11 protein-coding genes are annotated in these 16186 nt (G+C 55.5%); 2 read left to right on the top strand and 9 right to left on the bottom strand.

Translation table 11 applies throughout. From position 1 onward, the window contains the following. Positions 1-15: 15 nt before the first annotated feature. The 7 genes from fbaB to J1785_RS12575 form a co-directional block, all read right to left on the bottom strand. On the bottom strand, positions 16-1065 hold the full coding sequence (gene fbaB, locus J1785_RS12605) for a class I fructose-bisphosphate aldolase (RefSeq protein WP_129991015.1): 1050 nt from the start codon (positions 1063-1065) through the stop codon (positions 16-18). Between the two features lie 183 nt (positions 1066-1248). Beyond that, positions 1249-3624 (bottom strand): virulence factor SrfC family protein, encoded by a 2376-nt coding sequence (locus tag J1785_RS12600; protein WP_217219508.1) that lies wholly within the window; start codon positions 3622-3624, stop codon positions 1249-1251. Further along, positions 3621-6593 carry a virulence factor SrfB gene (locus J1785_RS12595; RefSeq protein ID WP_217138906.1) on the bottom strand — a complete coding sequence of 991 codons (2973 nt, stop codon included), beginning with the start codon at positions 6591-6593 and terminating at the stop codon, positions 3621-3623. Before J1785_RS12595 ends, J1785_RS12600 begins: the two co-directional genes overlap by 4 nt. A 4-nt stretch (positions 6594-6597) precedes the next feature. Next, positions 6598-7950, bottom strand: coding sequence for an SrfA family protein (locus J1785_RS12590; protein ID WP_217219507.1), 1353 nt, complete (start codon positions 7948-7950; stop codon positions 6598-6600). A 182-nt stretch (positions 7951-8132) separates the two neighbouring features. Beyond that, on the bottom strand, positions 8133-9026 hold the full coding sequence (locus J1785_RS12585) for a dihydrodipicolinate synthase family protein (RefSeq protein ID WP_217219506.1): 894 nt from the start codon (positions 9024-9026) through the stop codon (positions 8133-8135). A 50-nt stretch (positions 9027-9076) separates the two neighbouring features. Beyond that, positions 9077-10522 carry an MFS transporter gene (locus J1785_RS12580; protein ID WP_205951591.1) on the bottom strand — a complete coding sequence of 482 codons (1446 nt, stop codon included), beginning with the start codon at positions 10520-10522 and terminating at the stop codon, positions 9077-9079. A 130-nt stretch (positions 10523-10652) separates the two neighbouring features. Then, positions 10653-11375: a 2-phosphosulfolactate phosphatase gene (locus tag J1785_RS12575; RefSeq protein WP_129953562.1), complete on the bottom strand. Its 723-nt coding sequence runs from the start codon at positions 11373-11375 to the stop codon at positions 10653-10655. Between the two features lie 227 nt (positions 11376-11602). Between J1785_RS12575 and J1785_RS12570 the strand changes: the two genes are divergently transcribed. Then, entirely contained in the window at positions 11603-12526 is a 924-nt protein-coding gene (locus J1785_RS12570; RefSeq protein WP_129953563.1) for a DMT family transporter, read from the top strand. 20 nt (positions 12527-12546) lie between these two features. On the opposite strand, the gene J1785_RS12565 is transcribed toward J1785_RS12570, so the two are convergent. Both J1785_RS12565 and J1785_RS12560 read right to left on the bottom strand, forming a co-directional pair. Further along, positions 12547-13794, bottom strand: coding sequence for an LVIVD repeat-containing protein (locus J1785_RS12565; protein ID WP_217219509.1), 1248 nt, complete (start codon positions 13792-13794; stop codon positions 12547-12549). A gap of 9 nt (positions 13795-13803) precedes the next feature. Beyond that, entirely contained in the window at positions 13804-14871 is a 1068-nt protein-coding gene (locus J1785_RS12560; protein ID WP_129991010.1) for a sugar ABC transporter substrate-binding protein, read from the bottom strand. Positions 14872-15091: 220 nt separating this feature from the next. Here J1785_RS12560 and J1785_RS12555 point away from each other — a divergent pair. Beyond that, positions 15092-16186 (top strand): oxidoreductase (locus J1785_RS12555; protein WP_217219505.1); only part of this gene is annotated, 1095 nt, incomplete at its 3' end.

The following is a 16186-nucleotide window of genomic DNA, read 5'->3' as shown; positions in this document are numbered from 1 at the left end:
TTATTATTGTAAGCCTCAGGCGATAGTGACTTTCTTGTCTAAGTACACATCCTGAACGGCGTTAATCAAACTCACACCGTCTTTCATTGATTTCTTAAAAGCTTTACGCCCCAGAATCAACCCCATCCCGCCAGCACGTTTATTGATAACCGCCGTGCGCACAGATTCCTGAATATCATTTTCGCCTGCCGCACCACCGGAGTTAATCAATCCGGCGCGTCCCATATAGCAGTTCGCTAACTGATAACGCACCAGATCAATCGGGTGAGCCGTCGTCAGTTTGGAGTAAACCCGCTCATCGGTATAGCCGAATTTAACCGCTTTGTAACCGCCGTTATTTTCCGCCATTTTCTGTTTCACGATATCTGCGCCAATGGTCGCAGCGAGATGGTTCGCCTGGCCGGTTAAGTCGGCGCTGGAGTGATAATCCATGCCGTCCTTCACAAATGCGGGATTGCGCAGATACGCCCATAAAACTGTCACCATACCCAGTTCATGCGCGCGCTCAAAGGCTGCTGAAATTTCTTCTATCTGGCGACGAGATGCTTCTGAGCCAAAATAAATGGTCGCCCCCACAGCCTGCGCACCAAGATTAAACGCCTGTTCCACACTGGCATACAGCGTCTGGTCATATTGCGTTGGATAACTCAGGGTTTCATTGTGATTGAGTTTGACCAGGAACGGGATTTTATGCGCGTAGCGGCGCGAAACGGAGGCCAGCACACCGTAAGTCGACGCCACACAGTTACATCCTGCTTCGATCGCCAACTCAACAATATTTTTAGGATCGAAATACAGCGGATTCGCAGCAAACGAGGCACCGGCGGAGTGTTCTACACCCTGATCAACCGGGAGAATCGACAGATAACCGGTACCGGCTAACCGCCCGGTGTTATACAAATTTTGCATCGCAGCCAGTACGCGCGGAGAACGGTTATTGTCGATCATCACACGGTCAACAAAATCGGCACCCGGCAGGTACAGCTGGTCTGAAGTGATGGTGGAACATTGATGCTGAAGAAGTGAATCGGCTTCTTTGCCTAACAACGCAGTGATATCAGTCATAATGGACTCCGTTTCTGCTCTGTGCGGGACACAAAGCGGTGAATGATATTTCTTTACCCCACTATGTATAGACGGATTATGACCAATTTGTGTGACTCACGCTGCGGTTATGCCTCTGTTTTAGTCCATGCGATACCCGTAAAAAAAACCGGAACAGCATTTTTGCCGTTCCGGTTATTTCTCTCAGCAGTTGGCTGCCAGGGTTCTGAGCAATCGCTCCAGACCTTTACGCTGCTGCGCCGGGATCTCCCCGCCTGCGGCATAACCGGCGTTTCGCATGATGCTTTCCTGCAGGCCCACCAGCCAGTCGTAGATGTAAAATGCTGTGGTATTGGTCGGCGTGGCCGAAAGTTTTGTCAGACGCCGGGATGACTTCCAGCTGGCAACACTTTTCTTTGGCTTGGCAAAAATCTTATTGCCTTTATTGATACGGCTTTCCGGGCGTTCGGCTTCCGCTTGTTTCTCAAAGCCCAGCCAGGCCACAAAATCACCCAATACCGTCAGGGCACGTGAAACCTGACGATCTGCATGATGTTCATGTTCCCGTGCCCCCGCTGATAACGCACCGCCGAGTGAACGCACCAGCGCCTCGCCCATGTTCAGACGGAAACTGGCGGTAATCAGCTCCTCCATCAGCAACTCGACGGTCGGTTTAGCCACGCCAAGCAGGGCGATCAGCGGTTCGTTTTCCGGCAAGCTACGCAGATGGTTAATCCAGTAACGCTGTACAAGGCGCGCAAACGCCGTGCCGTCGTCCGGTTTTTCCTGCCAGATCTGCACATCCTGCGGCTCGGCAAATAAATCGATATCAATACCGATACCAAAACTTTCCGCGCCAGACTCATCCTGCTCACCCGTTTCAGTTGGCAGACCGGCATGCTCATGATAAATACGGTGCAGTTCATCGCGGCCGGGCAGCAGTTTTTCCAGCAACTCACCGTGAACGCCCGTGCGGGTTTGCAGCGCCTTAATCACGGTCTGAACTGTGTGTTGTTTTTGCGCCGGATCAGCCGCATCACCCGCCTGATACCAGCGTCCAAGCAGATTATCCGCCAGTTCACGGCACAGCTCATCACGCATTTCATTCAGGCGGTTCAGCCGGATTTCCGGGCGAATTTCTGCCACAAGATAGTCGGCCATACGTTGCAGACCACGATCATCCATGGCCAGCAGTGCGCCCCAGGCATCACCCGGATTGCCCACATGGCGCTGAACGGCCTCGTCGAAATGCGCTGATCCGCTCACGCGGCGATCGAAGGGGGTTAATACCCACACCAGCCCCGGTTTACGTCGGCCACGCACCTGCGTGTTTTCACCGTGCATTTCCTTAACCCAGTGTTCCAGTGTGCGGCCCACGGCTGCCACATCATCACGTACGTCAGCAGCCGTGCAGACCATCAGCATGTTCATTTCGTGACGATCGGTATAGCGCTCCGGCAGGTAAGAAATTTTTGCGCGGAACAGGGCGGAATTTTCATCATCACCGCTTTCATCCGTCAGAGCGCCATGACCGGGCAGATCCAGTAAATCGATCTGTTCGAACAGCACTTCGCGCGGAGGTGAAAGCAGGGGGATTTGCACTTCGGAGGCAAGCATAGTCAGCTCCGTCAGTGACAACGTCACAGGAGGCGCGCTTTCATCGCCGAACTGCGGGCAAACCGGGATCTGAATATCCCAACCCGGCGACTGGCTGAATATGCCTTCCGCCGGTTGCATGGCCTCATCAACCAGAATACTCAGCGGCGCCAGCAGGCTTTCCGCACCGCTCAGATGTTGCAGCGTGTGGGCGTAATGGCGGTAGGCCGCCGTCAGCGCCGGTTGATTACCCCACAACAGGGAGAACAGACGGGCACGATCGTCAATGTTCAGATAAGGCGCGAGCTTGACTGCCACCGGCCAGTAATGCGCATTCAGATGGCGGAAGCGGCGCGGATCAAGGCGAATCATAGAATCCCATAATCCCATCATCTGTTCGCAGGTAAAACCGTCTACCGGCTCCGGCTGGCGATGCATCATCAGTTTACTGAGATGTTCAGTGATTTGTTGCGTGTCCGCCACGTGATAATGGCTGTCAGGGCGGAAAGCACGGATCACGATGCGGGCAAGATCGGCTTCATTAATCAGCAGCACACGTACCGGAAATGCGCGATCCCGGACGTCGGCCTGGCGGGTAAACCGGGTAGCGAAACGTGCCACACGGTTCCCGGGATTAATCTGCGTCAGATAATCGAGCGTGACGCCTCCGAGACGGGTTTCCAGCCGCCCGTAGTTACCGGCGGCCAGCGAACAAATCAGATACGATTTCCCGGCCTGAGAGTGACCGTAAAAACCCAGCGCCGGCGGTAACTCACAGGCCAGCGCCAGACGTTGGGCTTTCTCGCGGCAGCGTATCAGCTGCAAATTCAGCCGGTCGGCTTCCAGATCCAGACGCGGGGCCTGGGCGCGGGTGGCATCGACCCAATCCAGTGCCTCGCCGATGGTGTCAGAGACCGCCGCAAACTGACGTTGCAACACGTTGGTGGTCAGACCGGCATATGTTTCTGTCGTGCTTGTTGTCATGAGACGAATACGCTCCCACTGTCGATCCAATAATGGCTCTCGCCCAGTGTATTTAGCCGCAGGCGCAGGTGATGGGCAGGCACTTTGGTGCCGTTATCCAGCACCGCGCTGGCAATATCAAAAAATTCCGGCGTCGGGTGGTCTTCCCCTTTTTTTACCGCCAGTTTTACCCGCAGCACACTGTCTCCGGCTACTTTCCGCGCCAGTTCAGGCTCGGCGACTGACAGGGTATACAGCGGCGAGGCGGGCCAGCGGTCATTTTCCAACTGACGGAACCCCAGACAAATGGCACCGCGAATACGGAAACTGGCCGCGCTGTCGAGCTTATAATCGTGGGCATCCAGATCAATATCGCTGTAACAAACGTTATCTTCGGTCAGCACCTGGTTGCCGTCGAGCATACCGAGATAGCGTACAGTCGAATACGGCTGGAAATCACCGGCTTTGAAATAGAAGCCAGGCAGACGCAAATCCAGTGCCAGCAGGCACAGCATGGCGCCAACGGCTGCGGTGGATTTCGGGTTGTCGATACGCCCGAGCTTGTTAAACGGATACCAGCCACTGGTGTGATAACCATCAAGCGACAGCATGCGGTTGATCGGCAACGGTTGCAGATGGCGGAACAGCGCCTGAATGCCAGGGAAGCGTGAAGGGCGGCCGGTCAGCAACAACACGTCGCAATCATGCAACGACACCACTTCGCACAGCGACCGCAGATTCTGCGTAATGCTCATGCGGTTGGATAAAAACTCGCTGTGCAGTCTGCTCAGTTTCAGTACCAGTGGCACCTGTAAAATGTCGAACACCGCCGAACCGGCAGGCAGAACACGCTGGATTTCGGTATGCAGATAATCCAGCATTTTCAGCGTCGGTGCCTGCTCCAGCAGTTCACCGAAGGGCGCATCAATTTCTGCATGTGTATCCAGCGGATCAAAGCGTTCATAAACTTCCAGCACTGACCGCGCCAGCGGAATAAAGATTTGCAGCGTACTTTGCTGACGCAAGGTGGCATGGCCATCCATGCGACCCTCGCTGCCAAACAGGCGCGTCATCAGACCATCAGGATTGGCCAGACCGGCTTTTTTCAGCGCCGCATGTAAGGCAGGTAATATATAGAGCTGAATGATATCCAGCAGAATATCGTCACCTGCCACTTTAAAACCTTCGCGAAACAGCAGACGCGGGGTAATTTTGACGTTATTGCCCATCCCGTCGTCGAGCCAGTATTGCGTGATGGCCAGATCGGTCGTCCCGCCGCCGATATCAATCGAAGCAATACGCAGCGTTTTGCCCTCGGGCTCATCGTCGGCCAGTTCGCGGTCAGGGCGCGCCATGCTGGCAAAAAACTCGCCGGTATGACCACCGAAATTCACCTGTGTTTCGTTGTAGAGATACACCATTTGCCCGCAGGTCGCTTCGTCCCATTCCATCTGGACGTCCGGCACCGGCATGCTGCTTTTGGCTTTGTCAGTCTGGCTTTTAAACGCGTCGTCAGACGGGTGCCAGCCCATAGATTTCCACACCAACCCGATGGCTTCCTGCATACGGCGGCGGAAAATTTCACGCTCCGGTTTCGGCATCGCCGAGGGCAATGTCAGAATAATATTGCGCAACTGACGCGGCGCGGAAGAACGCAACATACGGGTGCGCTGAGCCGGGCTATTGATTTGCATCAGCGCCTGCGCCAGCAGTTCAGACAACATCAGCGTCATCACCGAGCTTCGGCTGTAATGCGCGGAAAATACCGGCAGGCGATCTTCTGCTGGCAAATCAGACAGTGGCTGACCGTCGTCATTGATCAGGAATGTCAGTGGCATGGCCGCCGCGACCGGCTCGGTCACCGCACCGTGGCCACCCTGACTGAAACGCCAGCCCGGCGTATAGCTGTCTTCATCCCATAAATAGCGGCGCGGACTGGAAATCCCGGTCGACCCTTCCGTGCCTTCGCGCAGCAGTGCCAGACGACTGGCTTCCCGTCCGGCGCGTAAAATTGACGGCCAGATAAAAGCATCATCGCGGCCGCTTTCGACGGAGAAGTTCGGTTTACCAAAGCGCGCATGGGCAAATTCGACCCGGCTTTCGAACAGCTCGTTATAGAGAAAATGCGGTTCTGAGAGGTCGCGCAGTTGCAGTTCGCTGGTCTGCTTCAGGCCATCGGTTTCCCCCACATGGTCTTCCACCAGAATGCCGCAGGTATGCGAATTACCGACATCCAGAATCAGATCGACGTTGATCGCCGGTTCCTGCAAGGTCGCGCCGTTGATCTTGAGCTCAGGAATGCTGAGCTGAGTGCCGAGCATTTCCAGCAGATTCAGGTAATGCGCCTGATATTCGAATTCACGCAGGGCGACTTTAATATTGCGCGCTTCCCGCTCTTCACGCACAGCCGACTGCTCGGTGAATACTTCCCGTAACCAGCCGTCCACCCAGGTCTGATCGAGGAAATCAGGCAGTTCTTCGTTATGCCACGCCAGCGCAAAACTGATGCCGTTTTTCACATCATCCGGCGTCGGTGCCAGCTGAGTTTGTTCGCTATCGCCTTCCGCCACGCGGGTATCAAAGGCAATCACCACGCGGTGTGTGCTGCCATCGGCTTCCGGTGTATCAAGCTCACGGATTTGCACCCGCGCCCAGTTATCCGGGCCAGCCATAAAAGTGCGCGGCGGATTGAAGCGCAGAAACGGCAATGGCAGCCAGATCTGGTCGAGCAATTTGAGCGACTGTTCCAGTGGAAAACTGAACTCAGGACGCACCACTTCCGGCGCACCGCCCTCCAGCCCCGGTAAAAAGTGACGACCGTTTTGCGGATTATAATCCAGGCGCAATAACGGGCCGTTGGCGCTCTTGCGCACAAATTTAGCAGGCAGGCCGTCATCCCATACCGGCTTCAGCGCGAAGTCGAGAAACTGAATGCCGCTGTCCCGGATCAGGGTAATCTTTTGCTTAAAATCTGTAATGGTTGCCAGCATGCTGTTATTTACCTTCGCGCTTGATGGTCATTGGGTAAACCGTGTCGCCGGTATAACGGCCCTGACACACGGCAGCGCCAGTCGCGCCCTGAGTACAACTGATTTCCGGCATCTGATAACGGGAGCCGTCGCTGCATTTCGCTCTGTAACGGCTGTTAATCACCAGATTCCCTGATTGCATCAGCCCGGCATTCACCGCCGCGCGGCAGGTCACGCCTGCACCGTAAGTAATTTTCACTGTACCCTGACCCTGTTTGAACTGATAACGCAGCACCGGCGGCTTACCGGTAACCGGATCTTTGATATCGACCACCACATTCCAGTTACCGTTGAGGAACTTGGTCGAGCCGATTTTTACCGCGTCGGGCGGCATCACCAGAGCATTTTTGCTGACCGGCACAGGCGCTGCGGGGTCAGCGGCAACCGGCGTTTTTTCCACTTCCGCAACCGGCGCAGGGGAAGGCACCACCACCGCAGCCGGAGCAACCGGAAGCGACGACGGTGCCGGCGCTTTCACTTCAGGCGCTTTCACTGACTCAGTCACCGGCGGCGGGGCGATCACCGCAGGTTCCGCAGCCGCCGGTTCCGGCACTTCGTTCTTCACGGTTTCAACTTTTGGTGCAGGCGCGCGGGAATATAACCAGCCTGCGGCAGAAGCGGCAACAACCAGCGCAGCGACCGGCAGCGCCCAGATAAGTGGCGATTTTTTACGGCGCGGCGCGGCGACCGGCTCCGGCGTTGTACTTTCCTGCTCAGCCGCACGGGCTTCAATAGTTTTGATCACACGAACGGGTTCAGGCTTTTCAACCACCGGTTCCGGCGCTTTGATTTTTTCTGCTGCCAGCGACAGCGTCGGCAGAGGTTCATCAGCTTTCAGCGTATTACGCAATGCGGCGAAAGCATCAGGGTTACTGGTGCTCTCGAGGCTAACGAAGCCCCAGAATGTCAGCACCGGCTGGCCGCCGACCAGGTACACATGGTTTTGATCCGGAAAACGAAAGGCTTTTTCCATTAACGCGCCAAAAAACTGTGTAGCTGATTTTTCGGAAGATTTTGCTGCTTTGCTGATTTGTGACACGCTGTCGAGACAGTTTTCCAGCTGGCGCAACGCCGACGCACGCGCGGCATCGGTGGCTGCGGCCCAGGAAACAACTTTGCCTTCACGGGGGGAGTACCAGTCGAGGCGGTCACCGGCCTCGTTAAGCTGCGGGATCGCCAGACAGTCAGCAATGACAGGTTGTTTACGCAGACGTAAGGTTTCGCGTAATTGCAGAGCTGATGCGTAAACCGGTTGTCCGTTTTCGCCCAGCGCAAGGATGTCATTGAGACTGCCACTGCGTAAAAATGATTTTGCCACGCCTGAATAGCCTTTATGGGTTTTGCCCTGCATCAGCGCACGGGCAGAAAAGGTTCATGATGCTGACACCATAAGCGATTTAAGCGAAATCAAACGGGGGAATAAGCGACAAAAAGCGTGGCTGTTTATGGCGTGGGGACGGGAAAAGGAAATGACGGCGGGAGGGGCCCCCGCCATCCGGATCAGGCGCGCAAATCCAGCTGTTCAAGAACAGTGGCCAGATGTTGCCGGTCATCACCGGCCAGAGACTGCAGCGGTAACGGCAGGCAGGGTGCGGCAACAATACCCAGAATTTCCGCTGCGGCAGCGACAACGCGCAGGCTGCCGTGCTGGCGGAATAATGCCCAGAGTGGTTCCAGCTGTGCCGACAATGCCTGTGCCGTCCGGGCATCGCCTTTTTGCGCCGCACGGGTGATCGCCAGCGGAATTTCCGGGAACAATCCGGCAATCACGGAATACCAGACATCACCGCCTTGCGTCAGTACAGTAGCTGCCGCCAGATCGCCTGCGGCACCAAGCGTCACATGAGAAGGAACAAGCGGACGCAGTTGTTCGAGGCGTTGGCGCGTGGTGAGCGGATCGGCTGAAAGTCCGGGAATTTTGATGCTGGCAACATGCGGTAATTGTGCGATGCGCGCATACAGCTCGTCGGTGAAATCGAAATTCGTCGTTCCCGGATTATCATAAACACACAATGGCACCGAAAGATGGCGGGTGACAGTCTCATACAAGGTAAATACTTCGTCGCTGGTGAGTTTCTGATACGACACCGGTGCCAGTAGCACCGCGCTGACGCCGGCCCGCTGGGCATCTTCTGCCAGATGCAGCACATCAGAAGTGCGCACTGAACCGATACTGACCATCACAGGAATACCCCCGGCGTGTTCCACCGCCAGCCGCGCAACACGGTCGCGCTCACTGTGCTTCAGATAGGCATAACTGCCCGTCGAGCCGAGCGCACCGATCGAATCCACACCGGCGGCAACCAGGCGATCCATCAGCCTGACAAAGGATTTCTCATCAATACCTTTTTCAGTCAGCGGTGTAAGAGGAAAAGCACTTAATCCTGTGAACATCGGTTTCTCCCAAAGGGGGTAATTAACACACGTTATCATAGAGCAACGGTTCATTTTTTGCCTGAAACGGATGAACCCGCGTCAGGTTTAAGCCGCAGCATATCCAGCCAGCCAATCAGCGTCAGCACGGCAATAACCACAAAGGAAATTTTAAAACTCATGCCCGGAATATCGTCCCAGTGCATCAGACCGGTCAGTTGCTCACCCAGACGTGTGCCCAGCGCCCCGGCGGTGATGCCAAGCCCGACAGACAGTTGCAGCACCGTGCTGAACAGGGTGTTGGCATCAGCCATTTGTTTCGCAGGCACATCGGAAAACGCCAGCGTGCTGATGCCGGTAAACTGCATCGAACGGCTCAGGCCGCCGAGAAATAACAATAACATCACCAGCCAGTCCGGCGTACCCGGCGTCAGGAACGCACAGAACAACAGGGAGAAAACGCTCAGCAGGCCATTAATCACCAGCACCGGCCGGAAGCCGAAACGACGGATCAGCGGCGTAGTGGCCGGTTTCATCGCCAGATTACCGGCAAATACTGCCAGCACCAGCAAACCAGCATGGAAGGGGTCCATGCCAAACCCGACCTGCAACATCAGCGGCAACAGGAAAGGCACGGCGCTGATGGTCACACGAAACAGCGAACCGCCCCCCATACAGATACGAAACGTCGGAATGACTATCGCCCCGAGGTGAACCATCGGCGCGGGGGCGCGGTAAAGATGCCGGATAGCCAGCACCGAAAGCACCACACCTGCCGCCAGCAACAGTATCGCAACAGTCCATAAAATGTGGTCCTGACTGATCAGCTCCAGACCAGTCACCAGCGAAAGCATCGCCAGCCCGGTCAGCACAAACCCCGACTTGTCGAAATGCTTCGGCTCAGCGGAAGGCGCCTGCGGGAACAGACGCCACGCCAGCATCATCGCGATAATCCCAAGCGGCACATTGATATAGAAAATCCAGTGCCATGAGGCGTAATGGGTGATAAATCCGCCAAGCGGCGGCCCGAGGATCGGTGCCACCAGCGCAGGCCAGGTCAGGGTAGCGATAGCTTTAATAAGCTGCGGTTTCGGTGTCGTTTTCAGCACCGTAAGACGCCCGACAGGCACCATCAGCGCACCGCCGATCCCCTGAATAATACGCAGAATGATGAATTCACTGACGCTGCTTGCCATGGCACAAAACAGCGAGGCCAGCGTAAAGACGGCGAGGGCAAACGTGAAAACATTGCGGGCGCCAAAACGTTCCGCCGCCCAGCCGCTGGCGGGGATCAGCACTGCCAGCGTGAGCATATAGGCACTCATCCCGGCGTTGAGATCAACAGCAGACACCCCGAAGGAAATCGCCATTTGCGGCAGTGCCGTGGCAATCACCGTACCGTCGATAAACTCCATGAAAAAGGCGGCGGCAACCAATAAAGCAATAACGGAGATCCCGGAATTAACGCCGGACGCTTCCTGCGGATGCTCTGACACATCCGGTTTACTGTGGCTCATTATGTTCTGTCCCGGAAAAAAACCACTCGCTGCAAGGCACAGCAAAAGATAGATGATAAGTATTAAACCTATCACACACCTTTAGCCGGGTTATACATCAACGGAGGATCAAAAAGAGCGATTTTTACGCTTAGCTGACCGCAGTAAAAAACTCCCCCTGTAACTGACAGGCGAAATCACTGACATCTTCCTGCAGACACAGCGTGACATCGGCAGAAAAACCTCGTCGTATGAGTTCACGTGCGGAGCCGCAATTAGCAAGTTCTTCCAGCGTGAGGTTTTGATAAACCGCCTTTGCCGCGCGGGCTTCTGCTGACCACCGGCGATTTTGTAAACGTGAAATCAATCCCCCTGCAGCGACCAGATCTTCAAGCGCCGGACGAAGACTGTTGTCCGGCCATTTTTCACCGGCGGGGATCACCAGAATGCGCTGATATTTTTCGCAGGCACGCGCAGTCGCGTTGAGATTGCGCAGGCAGGCGGTGAAAATCGCCGCATTGTGTATTTTGGCTTTAAACGTCAGCGCCGATCCGTTCGGCGAGGGTAATACCAGCCGCGTTCCGGTAGCCATCTCCTGAAGGGAGCAGGGCGAAAGGGTAAAACCCGGCCCCTGAAAACGCCGGTCAAACTGCGCACACTGTGCATTTCGCTCAGCAGCATATTGCTGCGCGCTGGCGTCCTTCCATGGATAGGGGAATATCACACCACCGCGTTCATTCGCTACACTCACGCAGGTAGAAAACGACATCACATCAATAATCACAATACAATCGGCCTTAGCCGCCAGATGCTCCACCGCCTGCGCCCCCCATTCCAGACGCACGTCAAAATCAGCTTGTAAGAAATCCGTCATCAGGAATTATCCTCCGGTGTGCTTTTCCCCCTCCAGATATCACCATCATTTCATTCCCTGTGGTGACGTTAGTTTTTTAACGGCATTCACTGGCAAGTTTCCTGAATAACAAAGCAAGAAAAAGAGGGTTTTTCGGGCTGAACATTCACTACACTGATTAACACGTTTTAGTTGTTCGCCTGCATCAATAAAACAAGACATCAGACAATATTCAATAGGGGATGTGAATGAAAAGTGGGGATTATTGCCGACTGCTACTGCTGGCGGCGATCTGGGGTGGCAGTTTTCTGTTTATGCGGGTGGCGGCCCCGGCGTTCGGCGCCATCAATACGGCGTTTCTGCGGGTACTGTTCGGGTTTGTCGGGCTGGTAGTGATCCTGGCGGTAATGAGAACGCCGCGTAATTATCAGCATAAATTTGGCCGCTCGCTGCTGCTCGGAGTGATCAACTCCGGTCTGCCTTTTCTGATGTATTGTCTGGCAGCACGTTGGTTACCCGCAGGGTATTCCGCCATTCTCAACGCCACCACGCCGCTGATGGGTGTCGTGCTTGGCGGTTTATTCTTTCATGAAACCGTGACGCTCAAAAAAGCGTTCGGCGTGCTGACTGGCCTGTTCGGCATTACCTTGCTGACCACCACCGGCAGCGCGGAATCGGTGCCGCAATTACTGGCGGGCGTCATCGCCTGCCTGGTCGCGACCGGCTGTTATGCGGTGGCCGGTTTCCTGACACGCCGCTGGATCACCGAACGCGGCGGGCTGGATCCCAAACTGGTGGCGACCGGTAGCCAGCTCGGCGCGACGCTGTTTCTGTTGCCTTTTTTCCTCTATACCTCAGCAACCGAAGCGCCGGTCAGCTGGGCGCAGCCACTGGTCTGGCTCTGTGTGCTGGCGGTCGGGTTTATCTGTACGGCATGGGCGTACATTCTGTATTTCCGCCTGATAGCCGATATCGGCCCGCTGCGCAGCATGACGGTGACTTTTCTGATCCCACCGTTCGGTATTCTGTGGGGTTATCTGCTGCTTAATGAAAAGCTATCGGAAGGTTTTTTCGCGGGCGGCATTCTGATTTGCGTGGCGGTGTGGCTGGTCCTCAGCCCCGGAAAGTCAGTGACGGGAAAAACAAAAACGCCCGCGCCTGAAACCCGATAAGTTCCGGCGCGGGCAGGGGATCAACCGAGGTATTCGATAATGGATAATCCGCCGTTATAGTCGGTGCTGTAGATAATCCCCTGCGCATCGACAAACACGTCGCAGGACTGAATCACCTGCGGCCTGCCAGGCCGTTTATCCATCATGGTGGCGGGCGCAGCAGGCACCAGCGCACCGGTTTCTTTCGGCTGGTACGGATTGCTGATGTCGTACGCACGTACACCCGCATTCTGGTAGGTCGCGAAAATCAGCGTTGAACTGATAAAGCTGCCCGGCCGGTTTTCATGCAGATTATGCGGTCCGAAATGCGCGCCTTTGCTGACATAATCCCGTTCTCCGGGCTGCGGGAAGGTCGAAATACTCACCGGATTCGACGGCTCGCGCACGTCAAACAGCCAGATCAGCTTTTCGCCATCTTCCTGATTATCCAGCACCGCTTCGTCGAGTACGACCAGCAAATCCCGGTCCGGCAACGGCAGCGCGGTATGCGTGCCGCCGCCAAAGGGCGGGCTCCAGTTGCGATGCGAAATCAGCTGCGGCGCGCTGCGGTCTTTGATATCCAGCAACGTCAGGCCACCGTCACGCCAGCTGGCGTAGGCTATATCTCCGCTGATAATGGCATGGTGCAGCGCATAACGTTTACCTTCCGGCCAGTCCGGCGTTTCACCGCCTGCGGTATGCATGCCCGGCAACCACCAGCGCCCGGCGACCTGCGGATTACGCGGGTCAGCCAGATCGATAGTCAGGAAGATGTAATCACTGTAGCCATCAATCAGGGCTGAAACGTACGCCCAGCGCCCGCCGACATACCAGATGCGGTGTACACCGATGCCATCCAGACCGAGAAAGCTGATTTCTTTTGGCTGATCGGGCACCGAAATATCAAAGATACGCACACCGGCACTCCAGCCACGCTGTTGCGTACCCTGAACCGTTTCGCTGACGGAACGTGTGTAATAAACCTTTTCATCGGCAAAGCGGACATCCGCGAACAAATCGCGGGCATTGATCACCAGCAGCAAATCGTCATGTGCCTGTAAATGCACATTCCAGGTGCCCGGCGGCGCAGGGACAAAACCGGCGGAGCGCGGTTTTTTCGGGTCCCGCACATCCACAATGGAGAAACCCTGCGAGACCATGTGGCCGATATAGGCGTAACCGCGATGAACCATTACCTGGACGCCATCGGGTTTTCCACCCTGATCGCTGTGGCCGATCAGCCGCATATTACGACTGTATTCCGGCGTCGGGAGAGATTGCATTGTCATCATCCGGCCTTATTTTTTGTGCTGCGCTTCAAGAGTGGCGAACCACGGCGCGATGAAATCATCAGATTTGCCCCAGCCGGGGATCACTTTCGCCAGCGATGCCACGTTCACAGCATCAGGGTTGCTTGTCAGCAATGCCTGCGGGATAGCCGCCGCTTTGAATTCATACGTCTCAGGGGTTTTCTCACCGGCAATCTTGTTGGCAACCAGACGCAGGTTTATCGCGCCGATCAGTTTCGGATCCACCGCCACGCTCAGTTTCCACGGGCTGTTGGCCGCGCGCATCAGGCCGATATCCTGATTGGAAATATCGATACTGTAGAGTTTGATTTCAGTGCGGCCATTCTCCTGTAAGGCTTTATATGCGCCCTGACTAAAGGCATCCCAGGTTCCCCAGATCGCGTCGATTTTCCCTTTCGGGTATTTCGCCAGCAGCGCGCCGATTTTATTGGCGGTATCGCCCTGAACATCCGACGACACAGCACCGACAGATTCCAGCTCATGAATGCCAGGATGGGCGGCTAATACTTTTTTATAGGCATCCTGACGACGTTCCATCGGCGGGAAACCGGCCACCCACAGTTTGACGATATTGGCTTTGCCGTTGAAATCTTTCACCAGTTGCCCGACAGAAAGATCGGTGAGCGAGGCGTCATCCTGTTGGGTCACGGTCACACCGGGAATATTACCGTTCACGGCGGTATCAAACACGGATACCGCGATGCCGCTGGCCGTAATGCGTTTCAGCAAATCGGTGGAATACGGGTCGCGCCCCTGTGACAAAATAATGCCGTCGTATTTCTGACTGATGGCCTGATTCACGAAGTCCTGAAATTTCGCATCGTCACCATTACTGAGGAAAGTACTGACCTGGAAGCCCAGCTTGCGGCCTTCCTGAATAACACCGGACAAAAACTGCGTAGTGTTATCGTCAGACCCTAAATTGCGGATCACGGCAATGCGCACCGGCCCCTGGTGATCGGCGATAGCTTTCGGTACCGGCGCGGTTTCTGCCGCAAAAGAAGGAAAAACGGAGAACAGACTTAACGCCAGTAACGACGCGGAGAACAGTTTCATGGTTATTACCCTGTGTGGTTAATCATCATTTAAACGGGAGGACAATTCATGACAGCCCTTATTCAGGCTTTTATAGTGAGTTAATGAATTGATTGCCCGAGTTTTAATGACCCGGGAATGAATGGCAACGAACGAAAAGGCATAAGTTAATGCCAAAGAGTATTAGCCATCCGGATGGCCGGGCGTAGGATGTTAACAGCCTCTAAATTAAGGATTTCCCATGAGTGATACTGATATTCGCGTGGTGCCCGGCCCCGCCAACTACTTTTCTTTCCCCGGCGCCATAGACCGGCTGGCGCAGTTTTATTCGCCGGAACAACTGGACAAGGCACTGTGGATTTACGGTGAGCGCGCCTTAACCGCCGCTCAGGATTTCCTGCCGGAAGCCTTTACCGCCTCACAGGCGAAACACGTGTTGTTCAAGGCGCATTGCAGCGAAACCGAAGTACAGCGTATTGCGGATACCGGCGGCAATGACCGTCAGGTGGTGATCGGCATCGGCGGCGGCGCAGTACTGGATACCGCCAAAGTTGTGGCGCGCCGGCTCGGCTTGCCGGTGGTGGCGATCCCGACGATTGCAGCGACCTGTGCGGCATGGACGCCGTTGTCAGTGTGGTATAACGATGAAGGTCAGGCGCTGCGTTACGAAATTTTCAATGATGCCAACCATCTGGTGCTGGTCGAGCCGCGTATCATTTTGCGGGCGCCGAAAGAATATCTGCTGGCTGGGATAGGCGATACGCTGGCGAAATGGTATGAAGCGGTGGTGCTCAGTCCGCAGCCGGAAAAACTGCCGTTAACCGTACAGCTTGGTCTGAATACCGCGCTGACTATCCGCGACGTGTTGCTTAATGAAAGCGAAGCGGCTTTACAGGCACAAGACGATAGCCAACTGACGCCACCGTTCCTCAATGTGCTCGATGCCATCATTGCGGGTGGCGGATTGGTGGGCGGCCTGGGCGACCGCTATACGCGCATCGCAGCAGCGCATTCGGTACATAACGGCCTGACTGCGTTGCCACAAACTGACGCGTTTCTGCACGGCACTAAAGTCGCTTACGGCATCCTGGTACAAAGCGCGCTACTCAACCAGCCGGAAGTGGTGCAGCAGTTAACCGCGCTGTACAAGGTATTAGATCTGCCGGTCAGTCTGGCGCAATTGCAGGTGGATATTCATGATGAGAAACAGCTTTCCCGTCTGATTGAACGCACCCTCCAGCCCGGAGAATCCATTCATCTGCTGCCGGGAAACCCCAACGCCGAACAACTGCGTCTGGCGTTTGAGTTTGTTGAGAATAAATATGGCATCGGGGTC

This window comes from Rahnella perminowiae, assembly GCF_019049755.1.
GTDB lineage: Bacteria > Pseudomonadota > Gammaproteobacteria > Enterobacterales > Enterobacteriaceae > Rahnella > Rahnella perminowiae.
The sequence above is the reverse complement of the archived record's forward strand: the minus strand, read 5'-3'. Positions and strand labels throughout refer to the sequence as shown.